Consider the following 20,686-nt stretch of genomic DNA (forward strand, 5'->3'; position numbering starts at 1 on the left):
GTATGGAATGACAACCCTTAAGCGAGTTTGGTTCCACAATCAACCAGATGATGGATGTTTAACTTTTCCAGCGCCCGCTGCTCTGTTTTCCGCCAGGGTTCTGTTTTTTCTTTTAAAACTCTTGAATGGTCTAAACAGGATGCCTGCTGAAAAAGCGATTGCCATTCGCTTTCAGCCTTTTTCTGCATTCTCATGATGTGCGCTTTTTGCGACAGCAATTGTGCCCGCTTTTCACTGCAGGAAGAAAGCTGCATAGCCTCCTCCACGTAATTGAAAGCTTGATCCAGGAATTCAGGCTCTGCCAAATCGTTGTCAGCAACACGTTCACAATAAATCCTGAATCGATGGATTGACTGGGCCAGTGCCTTATCGGCACAGTTGGTGATGTCTCCGATATATCTATCAAATTCATTGCTGCCGGAATGCAGAATGCTTAATGCCAGCCGGTAACGGTCTTTTTGAACATTGACCAACGTATTATCGGTCAGGCAATGCTGGAGCAGACGTTGGGCGCTATCAACCTTACCCATCATCTGCCACAGACGGGCCAGCGTGAGGTTCGTCTCATGATGCTTGCAGGCCCTGCCACCTTCCGGGTCTCCTGCCTGTGCTGATTCCTGCCTGAAGGTGGCGATCAGCAGGCGTTCGGCTTGATCAAGCTTACCCATCACCTGCCAGAGGCGGGCCAGCCCCAGATTCGTTTCATGGTGCTTGCAGACCCTGCCCGCTTCCAGGTCCCCCGGGTTTGCCGATTCCTGCCTGAAGGTGGCGATCAGCAAGCGTTCGGCTTTATCGAACTTACCCATCATCTGCCAGTGACGGACCAGCCCCAGATTCGTTTCATGGTGCTTGCAGGCCTTGCCTGCTTCCAGGTCGCCTGCCGTCGACGATTCCTGTCTGAAGGTGGCGATCAGCAAGCGCTCGGCTTGATCAAACTTAACCATCATCTGCCAGAGACGGGCCAGTCCCAGATTCGTCTCATGGTTCTTGCAGGCCCTGCCTTCTTCCAGATCTCCTGCCTTAAACGATTGCTGCCTGAAAGTGGCGATCAGCAGGCGTTCGGCCCTATCGTGCTTACCCATCATCTGCCAGTGACGGGCCAGCCCCAGATTTGTCTCGTGGTTCTTGCAGGCTCTGCCTTCTTCCAGGTCAATCGCCTTGACCGATTCCTGCCTGAAGGTGGCGATCAGCAAGTGTTCGGCTCTATCGAGCTTACCCATTATCTGCCAGTGACGGGCCAGCGTAAGATTCGTTTCATGGTTCTTGCAAGCTCCGCCTGCTTCCGGGTCGCCCGTCTTTGCCGATTCCTGCCTGAACAGGGCGATCAGCAGGCGCTCGGCTTTATCGGGTTTGCCCATCATCTGCCAGAGAAGGGCCAGCCCCAGATTCGTTTCATGGTACTTGCAGGCCCTGCCTGCTTCCAGGTCGCCCGCCGTCGACGATTCCTGCCTGAAGGTGGCAATCAGCAGGCGTTCGGCTTTATCGAGCTTACCCATCATCTGCCAGAGAAGGGCCAGTCCCAGATTCGTTTCATGGTGCTTGCAGGCCCTGCCTGCTTCCAGGTCATCCGCTTTAAAAGATTGCTGCCTGAATATGGCGATCATCAAGCATTCTGCTTTATCGGATTTGCCCATCATTTGCCAAAGACGGGCCAGCCCCAGATTCGTTTCATGATGCTTGCAGACCCTGCCTGCTTCCAGGTCGTCCGCCAGCGTCGATTCCTGCCTGAACGTGGCGATCAGCAGACGTTCGGCTTGATCGAGTTTATCCATCATCTCCCAGCAACGGGCCAGCCCCAGGTTCGTATCGCGGTACTTGCAGGCCCTGCCTGCTTCCAGGTCACCCGCTTTAACCGACTCCTGCCTGAACGTAGTGATCAGCAGGCGTTCGGCTTGTTCCAGTTTACCCGTCATCTGCCAGAGACGGGCCAGCGTAAGATTCGTTTCATGGTTCTTGCAGACCCTGCCTGCTTCCAGATCACCCGCCGTCGTCGATTCTTGCCTGAACGTTTCGATCAGCAGATGTTCGGCTTGATCGAGTTTACCCATCACCTGCCAGAGAAGGGCCAGCGTTAGATTCGTATCATGGTTCTTGCAGGCCCTGCCTGCTTCCAGGTCGCCCGCCTTGGCCGATTCCTGCCTGAACGTAGCAATCAGCAGGCGCTCGGCTTGATCGAGCTTACCCGTCATCTGCCAGAAACGGGCCAGGGTGAGATTCGTACCATGATTCTTGCAGGCCCTGCCTGCTTCCAGATCACCCGGCTTCGTCGATTCCTGCCGGAACGTACCGATCAGCAGGCGTTCGGCTTTATCGAGCTGACCCATTATCTCCCAGTGACGTGCCAGCATGAGATTCACCTCAGGCCGCTTGCAGGCCCTGACTTCTTCCGGGTCACCTGCTTCCTTCTTAACAATCTCCTTTAGCAGATCTCCGGCCTCTTCATGACGGTGCAGGGCTTGCAGAACCCTGGACTTTGTCATCAGGGTAGCGGTCTGCACAGGAACAGGTAATTGATTTAACAAATCCAGTGCAGCTTTAGCCTTTCCGGGCTGGGGATAAAGTGCCCGGGCAAGGCCATTGACTTTGTTTTCATGCTGTTTCCGAGTCTCCGGTTTGATCGCCTGAAATACCTTAACCGCTGAGTCCCATTGCCTTTTCCTGAGTAATTCAAACCCCTGAGAAAGCAGCGCCTCTGTATTTCCTGCCGTTTTTACCGTTCTTGTTACGGCAGATTGAAAAGAACCCCGGGCCGGATTTTGTCTTAACCCCGGGGTGCCAGCAGAGGTTACCGGCTTCATTGTCGCTCCCGGAGCGCCTGACGCAACCGCAGCCCAGCTGGCGCCAATCCTTCCGCCATTGGGAGGTGAGCTATTGATTGGCCTGCAGGAGACTTTACCGATGGTAGAGTAGGCAGTTGTGTTCATGTCTTGACATGACAATCCTTAGCGAGTTTGGTTCCATCTTCAATCAAACTTCAAACTTCAAACTTCAAACTTCAAACTTCAAACTTCAAACGTTATGCGGAACTCAGGATGTTTAACGTTTCCAGCGCTCTCTGTTCTGCTTTCCTCCAGGGCTCAGTTTTCTCTCTTAATATTCTTGCAGGGTCTAAACAGGATGCCTGCTGAAAAAGCGATTGCCATTCGCTTTCAGCCTTTTTCTGCATTCGCATGATGTGCGCTTTTTGTGACAACGATTGTGCCCGCTTGTCACTGGAGGAAGAGAGTTGAATCGCCTCCTCCACATAATTGAAGGCTTGATCCAGGAGTATCGACTCTTCCGAACCGTTTTCACCGACACGTTGGCAATACATCATGAATCGATGGATTGACTGGGCAAGTGCCTTATCGAAACTGTCAGTGATAGCACCAATATACGTATCAAATTCATGGCTTCCGGAATACAGAATGCATAATGTCAGTCGGTAACGGTCTTTTTGCACATCGACCAGGGTATTATCGGAAAGGCATTGTTCGAGCAGACTTTGGGCTTTATCGAGCTTACCCATCAACTGCCAGAGACGAACCAGGGTAAGATTCGTTTCATGGTTTTTGCAGACCCGGCCTGCTTCTGTCGATTCCAGTCTGAACGTACTGATCAACAGTTGCTCGGCTTTATCGAGTTTACCCATTATTACCCAATGAAGGGCCAGCGTAAGATTCGTCTCATGGTTCTTGCAGGCTCTGCCTGCTTCCAGGTCATCAGGCTGTGACGATTCCTGCCTGAACAGGGCGCTCAGCAAGCATTCTGCGTTATCATGCTTACCCATGATCTGCCAGTGACGGGCCAGCACAAGATTCGTTTCATGGTGCTTGCAGGCCCTGCCTGCTTCCAGGTCCCCCGGCTTCGCCGATTCCTGCCGGAACGTGGCGATCAGCAGGCGTTCGGCGTGATCAAGCTTACTCATCACCTGCCAGAGACGGGCCAAGGTAAGATTCGTTTCATGGTTTTTGCAGACCCTGCCTGCTTCCGGGTCGCCCGCCTTCGTCGATTCCTGCCGGAACGTGGCGATCAGCAGGCGTTCGGCTTGATCGTACTTGCCCATCATCTCCCAAAGACGAGCGAGCCCCAGATTCGTCTCATGGTGCTGGCAGGCCTTGCCTGCTTCCAGGTCGCCTGCTTGTGCCGACTCCTGCCTGAACGTGGCGATCAGTAGGCTTTTGGACTTATCGAGCTTACCCATGATCTGCCAATGACGGGCCAGCGTAAGATTCGTTTCATGATGCTTGCAGGCTATGCCAGCTTCCAGGTCGCCCGCATCTACGGATTCCTGCCTGAACATGGCAATCAGCAGACGTTCGGCTTTATCAAGCTTACCCACCGTCTGCCAGTGACGGGCCAGCCCCAGATTCGTTTCATGATTCTTGCAGGCTTTGTCGGCTTCCAGGTCGCCAGCCGCCGCTGATTCCTGCCTGAACATGGCGATCAGCAAGCGTTCGGCCTGGTCGAACTTACTCAGCACCTCCCAGCAACGGGCCAGCGCGAGATTCGTATCATGGTGCTTGCAGGTCCGGCCTTCTTCCAGGTCACCCGGCTTCGCCGATTCCTGTCTGAAGGTGGCAATCAGCAGGGATTCGGCCTTATCGAGCTTACCCGTTATCTGCCAGTGACGGGCTAGCGTGAGATTCGTCTCATGGTGATTGCAGGCATGGCCTTCTTCCAGATCATCCACCTTCGCCGATTCCTGCCTGAATATGGCGATCAGCAAGCGTTCGGCTTTATCGAATTTACTCATCATCTCCCAGCAACGGGCCAGCGTGAGATTCGTATCATGGTACTTGCAGCCCCGGCCTTCTTCCAGGTCACCCGGCTTCGCCGATTCCTGCCGGAACATGGCAATCAGAAGATCTTCGGTTTTATTGTGCTTGCCCATCATCAGCCAGAGGTGGGCCAGCCCCAGATTCGTATCGTGGTGCTTGCAGGCCCTGCCTGCTTCCAGGTCCCACGGGTTTGCCGATTCCTGCCTGAAGGTGGCGATCAGCAAGCGTTCGGCTTTATCGAATTTACCCATCATCTGCCAGTGACGGATCAGCCCCAGATTCGTTTCATGGTGCTTGCAGGCCCTGCCTGCTTCCAGGTCGCCTGCCGTCGTCGATTCCTGCCTGAAGGTGGCAATCAGCAGGCGTTCGGCTTGATCGAGCTTACCCATCATCTGCCAGAGACGGGCCAGCCCCAGATTGGTATCGTGGTGCTTGCAGGCCCTGCCTGCTTCCAGATCGCCTGCCGTCAACGATTCCTGCCTGAAGGTGGTGATCAGCAGGCGTTCCGCTTGATCAAGCTTACCCATCATCTGCCAGAGTCGGACCAACCCCAGATTCGTATCATGATGCTTGCAGGCCCTGCCTGTTTCCAGATCATCCGCCTTAACCGATTCCTGTCTGAATATAGCGATCATCAGGCGTTCGGCTTTATCAAGCTTACCCATCCTCTGCCAGCAACGGGCCAGCATGATATTGGCATCATGGTACTTGCAAGCCCTGCCTTTTTCCGGATCGCCTGCTTTCTTCTTAACGATCTGCTTTAACAGATCTTCTGCCGCTTGATAACGTTTCAGTGTTTCCAGAATCCTGGACTTTGTCATTAAGACATCGGTCTGGACAGGAGCTGATAATTGATTTAATAAATCCAGTGCTTCTGCAGCCTTTCCGGGCTGCGGATAAAGTGCCCGGGCTAGACCATTGACTTTGCTTTCATTCTGTTTTTTAGTCTCCGGTTTGATGGCATGGAATACGTTAACCGCTTGGGGCCACTGTTTTTTTCTGAGTAAGTTGAACCCCTGAGAAAGAAGCGCTTCTGTATTTCCTGTCTTTTTTACCGCTCTTGTTAAGGCAGATTGATGAGAGCACCGAGCAATATTTTGTCTTAACCCATTGGCGACTGAAGAGGCGACTGAAGAGGCGACTGAAGAGGCAACTGAAGAGGTTACCGGCCTTACTGTCGTTCCCTGCCAGCCTGACACGGTAGCAGCCCTGCCAACGCTTTCTCTTCCTGCTCCTCTCACGGTTCCTCTTCCGTCAAGTTGAGATGGGCTACCGATTGGCCCGGGTGAGTTTTTGCAGATAGTAGAGTGATCAGTGGTGTTCATGGATGGAAAGACAATTCTTAGCGAGCTTGGTTCCGTCATCAATCAGATAATGGAACTGCTGTCATATTGTGTTTATCGTGAATTCACAACGGATTAACAATATTGGAAAAACAGGTGATCAATCAAAGAAATCAGCTCAGAAGCAGAAATTTTTATCCTTAATTTTTCGCAATCCTCGCTACGGACGCTTAAGTCCGGCAGGCTCAGGTGGCAACGGCCGGTATTTTTTCAATACCGACATTTTTTAGCGATACAGATGGTCGTAACAGTAATTGGTCGCCTCAATAAAACCTTCAATACTGCCACAATCAAAACGCTCACCCTTGAACCTGTAAGCCATTACACAGCCACGCTGCGCCTGGGCCATCAGGGCATCGGTAATCTGAATCTCACCCCCTTTACCTGGCTGGGTATCATGAATCAGGTCAAAGATATCCGGTGTCAGAATATAACGGCCAATGATGGCGAGATTACTCGGTGCATCCGCTTTGGCTGGTTTTTCGACCATATTTTCAACCCGGATCAGGTCTTCTGAGATGTACTGGCCAGCAATCACTCCGTATTTATGCACTTCATCTTCCGGTACTTCCTGAACCGCAACGATACTGCAACGGAACTGCTTATAGAGTTGTGCCATCTGGGCCAGAACACCGGGACCGCCCAGATTGATACAAAGATCATCTGCCAGCACCATGCCAAATGGCTGGTCACCGATCAGTGTCTGACCGGTCAGCACGGCATGACCCAGCCCTTTCATCTCATGCTGACGGGTGTATGAGAAGGAGCACTGGTCGATCACACTGCGGATATCAGAGAGCAGACTCTCTTTATCCGTACCGGAAATCTGATGTTCCAGCTCGTAGTTCACATCAAAGTGATCTTCCAGCGAGCGCTTGCCCCGGCCGGTGACAATGCAAATATCCGACATCCCGGCCTGAAGTGCCTCTTCAACGCCATACTCAATCAGCGGTTTGCTGACGATCGGCATCATCTCTTTGGGCATGGATTTGGTGGCTGGCAGGAACCGGGTTCCATAGCCTGCTGCTGGAAAAAGGCATTTTTTAATCATTGAAGGCTCTTTATTTATCCCACTCAACTGAAGAGACGGCCTTGAAGAGGCTGTCAATTGAAAAGTTCAGTCGCGAATCAGCTTCAGCAAATCGGCAGTTTTTTCTTGCATCAACAATGCATCCCCACGACTTTCTACATTGAGACGAATCACTGGTTCTGTGTTGGAAAGTCGCAGATTAAAGCGCCATTGCTCCATGTCCAGAGAGATGCCATCGGTGTTATCGACATCCAGAGCGTCTTGCTGATAGTAAGCCAGTACCCGATCTATGGCGGCCTGAGGGTTTGACAATGTGCTGTTAATTTCACCGGAAGATGGGAACATGGCGATGCGCTCTCTGACCAGTGCAGACAGAGGCTGCCCTTTTTTGGACATCAACTCGGCCACCAGTAACCAGGGAATCATACCAGAGTCACAATAGGCAAAGTCACGGAAATAATGGTGCGCAGACATCTCGCCGCCATAAATGGCATCTTCCTGGCGCATCCGCTGCTTGATATAGGCATGACCGGTTTTGCACAACACTGGCTCACCGCCTGCTGCGGTTACCTGGTCGATGGTATTCCATGTCAGCCTGGGGTCATGGATAATTTTTGTCCCGGTCATCGTTTGCGGGTCGTGGGCAAGGAATGCTTCAGCCAATAGCCCGACGATATAATACCCTTCGATAAACTGTCCCTGCTCATCAAACAGAAAGCAGCGATCAAAGTCGCCATCCCAGGCGATACCCATATCGGCCTGGTGTTTCAGAACGGCATCCGCCGTCGTTTGACGGCATTCAGGCAGTAATGGATTGGGGATACCCCGGGGAAAGTTGCCATCTGGCTCATGGAGAACTTTGATAAACTCGACCGGCACACCAGCAGCCAGGAATCGTTGCTCGATAGCATCCACCACATGACCTGCGGCACCATTACCGGCATTGACCACCAGCTTCATTGGCTTGAGACGTTCACTCTGGATATAGCCCAGAATGTGGCTGACATAATCATTCAGAACCGAGATTTTCTGATAGCCACCCCGCTTGGCCACAGGCTCTGCAAACCGGTTCTCTTCTGCCAGCTGCTGAATCTCCCTCAAGCCATTATCACCACTGATGGGTTGTGCACCGGCTTGCACCAGTTTCATGCCGTTGTAGTCAATCGGGTTGTGACTGGCCGTTACCTGAACACCACCATCAATCCCCAGATGGAATGTGGCAAAGTAGATCTCTTCCGTACCGGACAGGCCAATATCCAGGACATTGACTCCTGCATCGCGCAGGCCTTCAGACAACGCGTGTTTAAGAGCCTCACTGGTCAGGCGGGTATCACCACCGACAACCACATCCTTCGGCTTAAGGTACTCGCCATAGGCTCTGCCTATGCGATAGGCAATATCGTCATTGAGTTCATCCGGCAGGCGGCCACGGATGTCGTATGCCTTGAAGCAGGGGAGCTTGGTCATTTCTCAGTCGCAGAAGAAATTAAAAGTCTGTATTTAACTACGAATCCCACCAAATAGACAAACCGTGTCGGGAAGAAAATGACTGCAATTGGCATGGCAAAGCTCTGCTTCAATATTTCAGGTGGCTTCAGAGACAGCCACCTATCAAATCAGCTCATCAATAGCCGATAGTTTTCAGATAAATGCTGAGCGGAGTAAAGCGGTTATCCGGAACATGAACAGGGCAATCAGATACCTTTCCACTCCGCCATCGGGTTGGCGGTTACGGCTGGCAATGTTGGTCTTCTTTTCAGGTTTGCCGCTGTTTGCCTCAGAGGCCAACCAACTCTGCACCGTGGATGGCCTTCCGGTGTTTGGCTATCTGGAAAACGCCAGACTGGTCAATATTGATCAACACCCGGTTCAATCACTGGTTGATAGCGGTGCTACCACCACCGCTCTGGATGCCCGTAACATCCGCATGCACATCAAAAGAAATGGCACTCGCTGGGTTTACTATGATTTTGTCCATCGGCAAAGCAGCCAGAAAACACCCATGCATCAGCCGGTAAGCCGGGTCGCCAGAATTATCACCCATAAAGGTGCTCCCAGTGAGCGAGCAGTGGTCCGAAACACCATAAAAGTGGGGCAGATTATGCGCACTGTAGAGACGTCCTTAATCAGTCGCAGCAATTTTCCTCAACAGTTATTAATTGGTCGCAACTTTCTCAAAGATACGGCACTCATTGATTCAGGTAAGCGATACCTGCAGGAAAGCTGCCCATGAACCCTGGCCACAAAGTCATTGTCGGCATTACTTTCTGCCTCATACTGGTCACGACTATCGCGATAACGGCAAGCCATGCAAAGGACCACGCCATTGGGAATCATGTCCACCGGGCCTATGAACCCGCAGCCATTTTTCTCGATGTTAACCTGCGAAAGGATACCCTTAGCCTGTTCCTCTCCATCTCCCCGGAAGCTGCAACCGTGATCACCCAGCGACCGCTTGGTTCTCTGGCCCGGTACCTGAAAGCATTCACCCCTCTGGTGACACTTCCGGAAGATGCACAGTGTCGGCAGTCGCAACAGCAGTTTTTCGTTGAACCGACAGACGTACTGCTGCTCAAGTCTGACTCACTTTCTGCACCCGCCAACCCCAGAGAAATCAGCGGCTATCTCGAATATGAATGCCAACACCCGGAAAACCTGTCTCACTTCACATTCCTGGGGTTTGAGGCAATGCCTGACTTAAAGCACACCAGCGTTTGGCTGATCAGTGACAACTGGCAAAGTAAACAGCGACTGAACCAGGATCACCAGAAGGTTCAGCTCAAGAAACAACAGGACATGACTGACTTCTTTGTGGACTTTTTTACCGAATAAAGAACGCTGTGCATTGAAAGAGGGCCCCGCATGAGCCAGGCAGTGACCGTAGAAAATCTTGAATTGACCAGAGGAGGGAAAAACTGCCTGTCCATCCCACTGTTGACTGTCGATAAAGGCGAACGTATTCAGATTACCGGGTTAAATGGCTCTGGCAAGACTTCTTTATTGCAACTGCTGACAGGACTGCTCACACCGGACAGCGGCCACATTGAAATCTTTGGTCAGCCAATTGGCAGACTCTCCGGGTCCGAACGGGAAACATTTCGGGCCGGACAGGTTGGCTACATTTTCCAGCAACCAACATTGATTCCTTATCTGAACCCGTTGGAAAATATTTTACTCCCCTGTCGTTTATCTAAAGGGCGCCAGCAACGACTGGAAGACCGGAAAACCACGGCGAACTATGAGGCTTACCGGCTGATGGCTGCACTGAACATGGAGAACCCTGAGCTACTGCGCCAAAATACCGGTATGCTGAGCATTGGCCAGCAACAACGGGTAGCTATTGCCCGGGCACTGATCGGCTCGCCCCCGCTGATTCTGGCTGATGAAGCCGCATCAGCACTGGATCCGCCGACTCGCCAAACCTTGTATGACATGCTGCTGAAAACGACCAGAGAGCATGAACAAACATTGATCTGTATTGACCATACCCCATACCCGGGATTTGACCGCTGTCTTGATATGTCAGCAATCAACCACTCACAACAGGTAGCGAGGCTATGGTAAACATCAACTGGCTCAGTCATACATTGCTGACCGTTCAGCATGCCATGAAGAGCATGAGTTATCGAAAGAAAAATACGCTAACCATGCTGCTGGTTCTGGCCTTTGGCTTTTGTCTTGTATTTCTCTTTCAAGGTATCAAGCAACAACTTATCGACACTATTGATCGCTATTCATTGCAAAGTGACCTGATCATCAGCAAAGAAACACCGGCCATGCCATTGGTTCTGTTCTCTCTATTCCATGTGGGTTCACCACCAGCAAAAATGAGCCTGAGTCTGCTGGGTGAGTTGATCAGTCACCCGGAGATTGAATACGCCATTCCTTATGCCTATGGCGAGACTCATCGGGGGATCACCGTCATAGGTACCAGCACCGAAGGGATTGAACGACTGAATCGACAGGTAGCAAGCAGTTCAGGAAACCCGGAAAGAAAACATCAAAAGCAGATCAGCCCTGAAACATTACCGTCAACGAATCATTTCATGACGGCTTACATTGGCGTAAACATAGCCAACGACCTTGGTTATAAAATCAATGATCAGATAACCATTGCAGATGGTAGCGAACCAGGATCAGAACAAGAGTACAAAGAATTATTTACCATCGCCGGTATTTTACCCCGCCAGAACAGTCATCAGGACGATCGTATTTATATCCCGATTGACGGTTTGATAACCGCCAGAAAACAACATGCAGAAGGCAATACAACCAGTTGGTCAAGCCCTGATGATATCGCTTTTATCGATATCAAGCTGAGGGATCGCATGGCTCTGCTGGCCCTGGAAAAAAAACTGACTCAATCAGCCAGCAAACAAGGCCTGGCAATAACTGCCGCGATACCGGCCAGAGAGCTGGAACTGCTTTATGGCTACCTTAACAGGGCATCGGTCAGCCTGATTTTCATATCGCTTGTCATACTCGGGTTGTGCCTGCTGACCCTTTTTTACGCATTAACCAGTAACCTTCAGGAACGAAGACAGGAAATAAGGCTTTATCAGACCCTGGGAATGAGTCAGAAATACATTGGCATCATGGCTCTGCTTGAGCCTCTGTTAATTATTTCCAGTGCTCTTTGTCTGGGTTTTGTATTCAGCAACATGTTATCAACTTATACAGCTGATTTTTTCCTGATAAAATGGTTAATAAATTAAGGAAACTTTCTTCAAACAACAAAATATCCGGATTGGCAGGAAAAACTTTAGCCTACTTGCAGTCATTCCTCTGATTTGGATAATTCACGCATATTTTGATTATTATCATTTTGTACACACTCCTCCTTTGCTATGGGCACCTGTGTACAGAGATACGTACACAATTTGGAACCTGTTCATGCCTCCAACCATGTTATCACTCACCCGGGAAGTCGAAGCCAGACGCACGTTTGCTATCATCTCCCATCCCGATGCCGGTAAAACGACGATTACCGAAAAGCTCCTGTTGCTCGGTGGTGCCATTCAGCTTGCCGGTACGGTAAAAGGCCGTAAAAGCGGTCGTATGGCCACCTCTGACTGGATGAAAATGGAACAGGAGCGTGGTATCTCCATCACTACCTCGGTGATGCAGTTCCCCTATCATGGCCGTACGGTAAATCTGCTGGATACGCCCGGACACGAAGACTTCTCAGAGGATACCTACCGGACACTGACCGCCGTTGACAGTTGCCTCATGGTTATCGATGGCGCCAAGGGGGTCGAAGATCGAACCATCAAACTGATGGAAGTCTGTCGCCTGCGGGACACGCCAATATTTACCTTCGTCAATAAAATGGATCGCGAAGTCCGTGACCAGATTGAAGTGCTGGATGAAATAGAAGATATTCTGAAAATTCAGTGCGCACCCATCACCTGGCCCATCGGCATGGGTAAACAGTTCAAGGGGGTTTATAACCTCTATACCGATACCATTCATGTGTTCAAGCCCGGTCAGGCCAGTGTCGTTCCGGAAGATATTCAGATCAAAGGGCTGGAATCAGAGGAAGCCAGAAGCCTGCTGGGTGATCTCCATGAAGACTTGATGGAAGAGATTGAACTGGTGAGGGGCGCCAGCCATGAGTTTGATCTGGAAGCGTACCTTGCCGGTCGGATGACGCCGGTCTTCTTTGGTACCGCACTGGCCAACTTCGGTGTCCGGGAAATGCTGGATGACTTTGTGCAGTGGGCCCCTTCCCCCATGCCCCGTGAAACCAATGAACGCACGGTTGTCGCTAATGAAGAGAATTTCTCAGGGTTCGTCTTTAAAATTCAGGCCAATATGGACCCCAAACACCGCGACCGTATTGCCTTTCTGAGAATCTGTTCCGGCAAATACACCCGGAATATGAAAATGAAGCACGTTCGTATTGGCAAGGACGTAAAAATTGCCGATGCGGTCACTTTCCTCGCGGGTGACCGCTCCCATGTGGATGAAGCCATCTCCGGTGACATCATCGGTCTGCACAACCACGGAACTATCCAGATTGGTGACACCTTTACCCAGGGTGAAATGCTGAAATTTATGGGTATTCCCCATTTTGCACCAGAACTGTTCCGTCGTGTCCGCCTGAAAGACCCATTAAAGCTGAAGCAGTTGCAAAAAGGGCTGCAACAACTCTCAGAAGAGGGTGCCACTCAGCTATTCATGCCGGTAAACAATAATGACCTGATCCTCGGGGCTGTTGGTGTACTGCAGTTTGATGTCGTTATGCGCCGCCTGAAAGATGAATACAAGGTTGAAGCCATTTATGAACCGGTGAATGTCAACACAGCCCGCTGGATTGACTGCAGTGACAATAAAAAACTGGAAGAATTCAAACGTAAGTGCGCTGAAAACCTGGCCATGGATGGTGGTGGCTATCTGACCTATCTGGCACCCACAAGGGTTAACCTTTCCCTGGCTGAAGAGCGCTACCCGGATGTTACTTTCCGAACTACCCGGGAGCATTAATCACAACCAGTTATTCTGGAGATAAAGTTACGGGCCATCTGACTTGGACTGCCTGTAACTTTAATTAGTTCCAAAGTTCAATTTAATCGTCCATTTGACCTGCATTTATTCTGTTTCTGACTAATACCCATACTGCAGGACCCAAAAATCTTGTCTAATCTAAGTGTTCAATAATTTCTGGTATTTCTATGAGTGATGCAGTCTCGACCAAATCCGAAACCTCAACGGGTGTACGTCAAATCGTAGAGCCGTTAGTCCTTCTTCTTCTGGCAGGGCTTCTGTTTGGCTATCTTGGCCAAACCATGGGTGTTACCCACATGTTCAATACCCTCTTCAATACCGCACATCAGCTTTTGTTGAACACTGTTCTGTTCCTGATGGGCATTACCGTATTGACTGGTGCCGCAGGTCGTCTGCTAATGGAGTTCCATGTCATTTCCCTGATTGAACGGCTACTGGTGCCACTAATGAGACCAGTGTTCAATCTTCCTGGCCGTGCTGCCATGGCGGCAATGATGACTTTTTTCTCAGATAATCCCGCGATCATCGGTCTGGCAAAAGATCGACGTTTCAACCACTCCTTTAACGTCCCCGAAATTATCTCACTGACTAATTTTGGTACCTCTTTCGGTATGGGACTTATTGTCATCACCTTTATGGCAACCCTGCAGAATAATGAGACTGGTGCTACCTACTTCCTGCCTGCCATGATCGGTCTGGGCGGAGCCCTCGTTGGAGCCATCATTTCCACACGTCTGATGCAGCGCTTTATCCGAAACGATGCCCGGCTTCATGGGCTCAGCATTACAGATACTCACAGCGAACTTCTGGATAGCCATGGTTCTACCGATCCTGTCTGGTTGAGGTTTCTTAATGCTCTGCTGGATGGCGGTAAAGGTGGCGTCAAAATGGGGGTTGCCATTATTCCCGGTGTGCTGATTATCAGTACGTTTGTAATGGTGCTGACGTTTGGTGCACCAGCAACAGGCTACACGGGGGGAGCATTTGAAGGAGTTGCTCTGCTGCCAAAACTGGCCAGTCATGTTACCTGGCTATTTGAACTTTTGTTTGGCTTTGACCATGCTGAACTGGTTGCGTTCCCCATTACCTCCCTTGGCGCGGTTGGTGCCGCCATGTCGCTGGTGCCAAACTTTATCAGCCAGGGCATTATCGGAGGCAGTGATATCGCTGTGTTTACCGCTATGGGTATGTGCTGGAGTGGCTATCTGAGTACGCATACTGCGATGCTGGACTCTCTCGGCTTCCGCCAGCTGACTTCAAAAGCTATTCTGGCACACACGATTGGTGGTATCTGTGCCGGTATTACTGCCCGCTATCTTTACCTGCTGCTCAGTCCTTTTATTGGTTAAAAACCGGTCAAACACTCAGTTCACTTTATGAGCTGAGTGTTTATTGATATCTTCTATGACCGGAAAAAAACTGCACCAGCAATAACTTGTTCTCTCCAGCTCAAGATCTCCGGCTACGGTTCCACCAACCGAGATCCAGCGTTCGATAACTCCATAAAAACAACTAGCTGGCAACCAGTGAAGCCCTTGAAGCGTTATATCGTCATGTCTTAATCATGGTCTTGAGCCCTTTGCGGCTAGTTGAAGTCACACACTTAGATCCTGACCAAATGACTCAAACGAAGGTCTAACGGTCAAAAATCATTTTCAAAGCCATAGTTATAGATTCTTCAGAAATAAACAGGTGAACTGTAAAAACCATAGTTTTTAAAGCACTGAGCTAACAGCCTGGAAATAACAAATTTGTTAGGAGAGATGTATGCGCCTGAACCTTCTGTTAACTCCTTTACAACAGGTAATTGATAGCATGCAAAAAGGTAAAATCTTCAAGATTCCGGTGCTGATGGAGGAGCTGGATCTGTGGGAACACCAGAATGATTTGCAGAAGATGAGAATAGCCTTAGCATTCCGTTCCATGGTAGAAAACGGCGTACTGAACAATATTCAACTTCTCACCCACCACAAAACCCGACATGCAGTTTACATCACGATATAAAGACCATAATGAAGTCAGAAGAATCAGACTTCTCTGGAATTTCCGTCACCGATAAGCTTTCGAATTAACGCTGCATGCTGGTGGGTATTGCTTCAGGAAAAATCACCCGCTACTTACTTTTCCAGCACTGGTAAGCGGGTAATGTCATTAGCAGACTCAGTGAACATGTCCACCAGGTTCATGCACATGACCGTGATCCAGCTCTTCCCGGGTGGCTTCACGAACCTCAACCACTTCAATGCTGAAGTGCAGATTCTCACCCGCCAGCGAGTGATTAGCGTCGATCACCACCTGGTCGTCTTCGTCATCAATAGCCACCACAGTCACAATACGTGGACCAATAGCGGTATCGGCATGGAACTGATTCCCCACTTCCACAGGATGGTCACCAAACTGCTCTTTCGGTACCGGCTGAACCAGACTCTCGTCGTACTCACCATAGCCTTCAGCAGGCTCAACAACCACTGCAAACTTGTCTCCAGCCTGCTTCCCTTCCAGAGCATTTTCAAGGCCTTCAACAATGTTGTGCTCACCGTGAAGATAAGCCATGGGAGACTCGCCTTCAGAACTGTCGAGAACTTCTCCCGCGTCATTTTTCAGCGTGTAATGGAACAGGGCCACTTTCTCTTTGGCTATCTTCATCTGTTTATGCCTTTCATAAAATAAGCATCTATCTTAACTGCCATTGCTAGCGGGAGCCAGAAAACTGCAAATAAAAGCAGTTTCTGGTGTAATTGGCAGACAACCTTGTATTTCAAAGCGCCTAACAAACGGAGTTTTTCTCTTGAGCGATTCACGATGCAGTTGGTGTCATGGCGATGAACTCTATACCCGATACCATGACGAAGAGTGGGGTGTTCCCTGTCATGATGACCGGAAACTCTTTGAATTCCTGATTCTGGAAGGTGCTCAGGCAGGTCTGAGCTGGATCACCATCCTGAAACGCAGGGAAGGCTACCGGAAAGCGTTTCATCAATTTGACGTTAAACAAGTCGCCAGGATGACGGAACAGGATATTGAAAAGCTGATGCAGGATGAAGGTATTATCCGCAACCGATTGAAAATCCAGAGCACCATTAAAAATGCCAGGGCATTTATCAAAGTGCAGGAGGAGTTTGGCAGCTTCAACCAGTACCTGTGGGCTTTTGTCAACCAGCAGCCCATCATCAACCACCGACGATCAATGAGTGAAGTGCCCGCCACCACTGATATTTCAGACCGGATGAGCAAAGATCTGAAAAAGCGCGGCTTCAGCTTCGTAGGCAGTACCATTTGCTACGCCTATATGCAGGCCATGGGACTGGTAAATGACCATCTGGTTACATGCCTGTCCTTTAAAAATACGTAGCAGTTCCTGAAGAAAGCCGAAAGCAAACTCCGGGAGGGCTGTCGATTTGCCACAGGCTACCGATGCCACTAGTACATCATTTCAATGAGATTGACGTGTACCATCTCCGTTCATCCTGAAGCGGAGTCGAAGGGTGTTTGGCACGATCTATCATGGGCCGGAGTTTGCGCCCTTCGACGGGCTCAGGACGAACGGACTGCAGAGACTTATGGTAACGACAACCCGTCAAACTCATTGAAACCATGTACTAGTGCAGGAAAGCGCTATTACCCATACAGCCAGCCCCCTCGTTCCCACGCTCCGCGTGGGAATGCATAGTGCGCTGGGATAAGCGGCGTATATCTTGCGGGTGAAAGTCCCGCTGTGGAAAGAGAACCAGCTCTACCATGTAGCGAGTCTTGCGTTGCTGAAGGTAACGACAGTGATGAAGCGTAGACAGCGAAATATCCGAGCCGAAACCAAATGGTGAACGTCACAGCTCCGAAATACCACTTGTTGTGGGTGCCGATGCTCTTATGCAGGCAGCAGGCCCAAGAGTGCTGTGTAAGGTCAATCTGGGAATCCGAACAGCACTACCCTCCGGAGTCGCAGGCGTCGGCGAGTTTATAGAGATATACGACTGAACCCAGGAGATCCATAGGGCTCTCAAAGGATTGAGTATGTTAAGTACAAGTGCAAAACACGAGGCTTTACAGATGGCTCTATGGAAGTCGGAGTCAGTCATAGTAGTGATGAAGCGGGTAACGACCGTGGAGCGAAGGGCTGGCAGATAGATCGAGCGTGAGAGAGAAACAATGACCGTACTCAGCAACGACGGACAAGCATGGTTAACGAAACTTGAGCGCATAGGTGAGAAATCGGCATACGACAGACAAATGGTGTTCAATAACCTTGGCCACCTGCTAAATGTTGACATGCTGAAGGAGCAATTCCATCGGTTGAACGGGAATAAAGCCGTAGGTATTGACCGTGAGACAAAGGAGACTTACGGCGTAAAACTGGATGAAAATCTGAAACACCTTCTCCAGCGCATTCGCCGTGGGACTTACAGGCCAACAGGCCAAAACCCGCGAGGGTCACTGAAATCCCGAAAGAGGATGGGAGCAAACGGCCACTGGTCATATCCTGCTTTGAAGACAAACTGGTGCAACTTGCAGCCAGTCAAATCCTTGGCAAGATATACGAACCGCTGTTTCTACCGTGCTCATACGGATTCAGGCCCGGCTTGAGTTGTCACGATGCTTTGAGGACTTTGCTGCAGTCCAGTTCCCGAAACCGGGATGGTGCTGTCTACGTGATAGATGAATGGTTTGCCGAGGTAAGCCGTTCTCACATCAAAGGGCGGGCGGAAATGGTGAGGTACGCTGACGATATGGTATTCCTTTTTGGGGATGCCAGTGAAGCAGAGCGCTTTTATAAAGTGTTGCCAAAACGGTTAGAGAAGTTTGGTCTGGAGTTGCATAGAGAGAAATCGCAGATAATTCCTGCAGGATGGATTGCAGCTCAGAGGGCCAATCAATCAGGTAAGCGTCTTTCGACGTTTAACTTCCTGGGGTTCACCTGTTACTGGGGTAAGATGCGAAAAGGTGGTTGGCGACTGAAGTTCACCAGCCGTAAAGATCGTTTTGCATCGAAGCTCAAAGGGTTAAGGGAGTTCCTCTGGAAGCGCCTGAGTTCTGACCGTGTGCAAACGCTGAAGAGAGCGATTCGGGGGATCAAGGGATGGATCAACTATCATGGGATCACAGACAATCAAGGACGGGTCAGGCAGTTCATTCTGCAAGGCAAACGAACGATCCACAGATGGCTTAATCGTCAGGGAGGAAAAGGATACTTGAGCTGGGGAAAGCTGGTGAAAATTCTTAAAGTGTTGGCGTATCCAGAGAGCTGGAAAACGGTGTCAATGTTCCGGTCTCACCGAACATGTGTGGGGACACGGGTCTATCGGGAGCCGGATGCGGTAATTCCGCAAGTCCGGTTCTGAGGAGGGGCTTGCCCGGGTGACCGGGCAGGTCTACTCACCCCGGAGCCTGCCAGATGCAAAACAATCTATTTATGCCCGGAATCATGAGAGTTTAATGGAGACCCACAGTTCCACAGAGGCCCGGTATGCATTCCCACGGGGGACCGTGGGAACGAGGTGCTTGTGTATGTGTAACAACGCTTGGCTGCACTAGCTGCCAAAAGAACATTGCCATTAAATGCATTCAGAAAAGGGGGTGATTACAACATTATTTGAGCAACTTCGTTGAATCACCCAGGAATAACTTCACTGTTACTTTTTAATTAGATGGGGAGCTGTTTGTTTACGATAAATCAAAACACCATAGTACGAAATAAAAAAACATGTATGGGAATGTAACAACAACTGTCTTATATATATTTATTATGAAAAAACACTCATTTAAAAAACAAACTTATTAAATTTTTTATATAGCCACACCATTTTGCGTAAATAAAATATTACTCTAGAATCCCTTTTAGCAGTATCACTTCATGCAGTAAATAAGTTCCATTGCCGAGTTTTAAATTGATAAACAATCGTGAAATATTTCAAAAAAATATATTTAAACCTTGGAATGATAAGGAATTTTTGCTGTCCAACCGTTCGGTTTTGATCTTTATTCAGAGAAAACCGTATTAACTTAATTAAAATATTCATCCTGATAAGGGGTTAGCATGTTTAGAGGAAAGTGTTTATCCATCGTCTTATTGTTATCGATCACATCGGCATCATGGGGAGCTTCTTCCGATACCAGTGTGGGGATTGAACATGGGCGTACAAGCGGGAGTGCTTTGTCAACTATTGGTAGCGGTGCTTTTTCTCTGCTTGAACTTGCTGCTCATGCCACAATTTTTGTGGGTTCTGGCGATCATGCCCTGAATAGTCCTTTTGCCAAGATGTTATCCTACATCCCGGAATCAGTTTATGATTTTACTGCTACCACTGTTATTTCAAACCGGGTTGCCCATAGTGTATTCCTGAGTCAGTTATTAAGATTGCTGCCTGTTGCGAATGACTACGTCTGTGGCATGATGACACTGACGACTGAGGACGGCTATTACATAGACAGCGTTCTTATCAATCAAGGATCAATACAGAATGACTCACAGTTTGAACACATTGGCGATAACCTCTATGTTCCAAAAAGCAGGGGGATTACTAACCTGTTATTAGTCAAGCAGATGTCAGGATGGTCGACTGCGGGCAGCGCATATATTACTGAAAATCCAATTGACCTATTCGTAACTGTTTCTGATGGCCGGCAAACGTCCACTATTAATGTGCAAAAAAGTTCATGCACATTGTACAGCTATGGGAAAGCCCACGCCTCTGTCATCAAGGGTGATGATGTATCTTTCTGTCTGACTAACTCTGGAACTGACTCGAAAGTGTCAACCATCACCACACTGACATCTGCCTATGGTAAACCTGCCCTTATGCGTATCCCGGGAGAGGCTTGTGAAAGCTACTAGCTCAGTAATCTGAATTATTGAATGATGATCTCAGTAATGCCACCCTATTAGTCAAACAGGGTGGTTTTTCAATCAAAGTAGGACCCGCCGGTTACCCAAAGAGATCCCGCTTGGTGTTAATATTCTGGTACTGCAAAAAGTACTTGGTCATTCTAATTTCACTATCACTAGCGTTATGCAAAACTTGACCCTGAGCATTGGTAAAGATGCCATCCAC

General features: G+C 49.6%; 16 protein-coding genes. 11 read left to right on the top strand and 5 right to left on the bottom strand.

The window, feature by feature from the left end; genetic code table 11:
• Positions 1–17: 17 nt before the first annotated feature.
• Both MJO57_RS06560 and MJO57_RS06565 read right to left on the bottom strand, forming a co-directional pair.
• Complete coding sequence (locus tag MJO57_RS06560) at positions 18–2,924, bottom strand: lipopolysaccharide assembly protein LapB (RefSeq protein WP_252023883.1); 2,907 nt, start codon at positions 2,922–2,924, stop codon at positions 18–20.
• Between the two features lie 92 nt (positions 2,925–3,016).
• The gene (locus MJO57_RS06565) at positions 3,017–5,581 is read right to left on the bottom strand and encodes a lipopolysaccharide assembly protein LapB (RefSeq protein WP_252023884.1); all 2,565 of its coding nucleotides are present in this window, start codon (positions 5,579–5,581) and stop codon (positions 3,017–3,019) included.
• A 289-nt stretch (positions 5,582–5,870) separates the two neighbouring features.
• On the opposite strand from MJO57_RS06565, the gene MJO57_RS06570 reads away from it, so the two are divergent.
• On the top strand, positions 5,871–6,023 hold the full coding sequence (locus MJO57_RS06570; protein WP_252023886.1) for a hypothetical protein: 153 nt from the start codon (positions 5,871–5,873) through the stop codon (positions 6,021–6,023).
• Between the two features lie 306 nt (positions 6,024–6,329).
• Here the strand turns inward: MJO57_RS06570 and galU are convergent, their stop codons facing one another.
• Complete coding sequence (gene galU / locus MJO57_RS06575) at positions 6,330–7,154, bottom strand: UTP--glucose-1-phosphate uridylyltransferase GalU (protein ID WP_252023888.1); 825 nt, start codon at positions 7,152–7,154, stop codon at positions 6,330–6,332.
• A 66-nt stretch (positions 7,155–7,220) separates the two neighbouring features.
• Positions 7,221–8,600, bottom strand: a complete 1,380-nt coding sequence (locus tag MJO57_RS06580; RefSeq protein WP_252023890.1) for a phosphomannomutase CpsG — start codon at positions 8,598–8,600, stop codon at positions 7,221–7,223.
• Between the two features lie 214 nt (positions 8,601–8,814).
• Here MJO57_RS06580 and MJO57_RS06585 point away from each other — a divergent pair, with 214 nt between their 5' ends.
• From MJO57_RS06585 to MJO57_RS06615, 7 genes are all read left to right on the top strand, one after another.
• On the top strand, positions 8,815–9,366 hold the full coding sequence (locus MJO57_RS06585; RefSeq protein WP_252023892.1) for a RimK/LysX family protein: 552 nt from the start codon (positions 8,815–8,817) through the stop codon (positions 9,364–9,366).
• Positions 9,363–9,965, top strand: coding sequence for a DUF2796 domain-containing protein (locus tag MJO57_RS06590; RefSeq protein ID WP_252023893.1), 603 nt, complete (start codon positions 9,363–9,365; stop codon positions 9,963–9,965). Before MJO57_RS06585 ends, MJO57_RS06590 begins: the two co-directional genes overlap by 4 nt.
• A 30-nt stretch (positions 9,966–9,995) precedes the next feature.
• Entirely contained in the window at positions 9,996–10,697 is a 702-nt protein-coding gene (locus MJO57_RS06595) for an ATP-binding cassette domain-containing protein (RefSeq protein WP_252023895.1), read from the top strand.
• Complete coding sequence (locus tag MJO57_RS06600; RefSeq protein ID WP_252023897.1) at positions 10,691–11,848, top strand: ABC transporter permease; 1,158 nt, start codon at positions 10,691–10,693, stop codon at positions 11,846–11,848. The genes MJO57_RS06595 and MJO57_RS06600 overlap by 7 nt, the downstream gene beginning before the upstream one ends.
• A gap of 190 nt (positions 11,849–12,038) precedes the next feature.
• Positions 12,039–13,619, top strand: coding sequence for a peptide chain release factor 3 (locus tag MJO57_RS06605; RefSeq protein ID WP_252023899.1), 1,581 nt, complete (start codon positions 12,039–12,041; stop codon positions 13,617–13,619).
• 188 nt (positions 13,620–13,807) lie between these two features.
• Positions 13,808–14,989 (top strand): hypothetical protein, encoded by a 1,182-nt coding sequence (locus MJO57_RS06610; protein WP_252023901.1) that lies wholly within the window; start codon positions 13,808–13,810, stop codon positions 14,987–14,989.
• A 418-nt stretch (positions 14,990–15,407) separates the two neighbouring features.
• Positions 15,408–15,644 (top strand): hypothetical protein, encoded by a 237-nt coding sequence (locus MJO57_RS06615; RefSeq protein ID WP_252023903.1) that lies wholly within the window; start codon positions 15,408–15,410, stop codon positions 15,642–15,644.
• 156 nt (positions 15,645–15,800) lie between these two features.
• Here the strand turns inward: MJO57_RS06615 and MJO57_RS06620 are convergent, their stop codons facing one another.
• Complete coding sequence (locus MJO57_RS06620; RefSeq protein ID WP_252023905.1) at positions 15,801–16,286, bottom strand: peptidylprolyl isomerase; 486 nt, start codon at positions 16,284–16,286, stop codon at positions 15,801–15,803.
• Between the two features lie 142 nt (positions 16,287–16,428).
• On the opposite strand from MJO57_RS06620, the gene MJO57_RS06625 reads away from it, so the two are divergent.
• From MJO57_RS06625 to MJO57_RS06635, 3 genes are all read left to right on the top strand, one after another.
• Positions 16,429–16,992 (top strand): DNA-3-methyladenine glycosylase I, encoded by a 564-nt coding sequence (locus MJO57_RS06625; RefSeq protein WP_252023907.1) that lies wholly within the window; start codon positions 16,429–16,431, stop codon positions 16,990–16,992.
• A 1,294-nt stretch (positions 16,993–18,286) separates the two neighbouring features.
• Positions 18,287–18,976 (top strand): reverse transcriptase domain-containing protein, encoded by a 690-nt coding sequence (locus MJO57_RS06630; RefSeq protein WP_252023909.1) that lies wholly within the window; start codon positions 18,287–18,289, stop codon positions 18,974–18,976.
• A 695-nt stretch (positions 18,977–19,671) separates the two neighbouring features.
• Complete coding sequence (locus MJO57_RS06635) at positions 19,672–20,469, top strand: hypothetical protein (protein ID WP_252023912.1); 798 nt, start codon at positions 19,672–19,674, stop codon at positions 20,467–20,469.
• Positions 20,470–20,686 lie beyond the last annotated feature (217 nt).

The organism is Endozoicomonas sp. SCSIO W0465, from assembly GCF_023716865.1.
In the GTDB taxonomy this organism is placed as follows: Bacteria; Pseudomonadota; Gammaproteobacteria; order Pseudomonadales; family Endozoicomonadaceae; genus Endozoicomonas.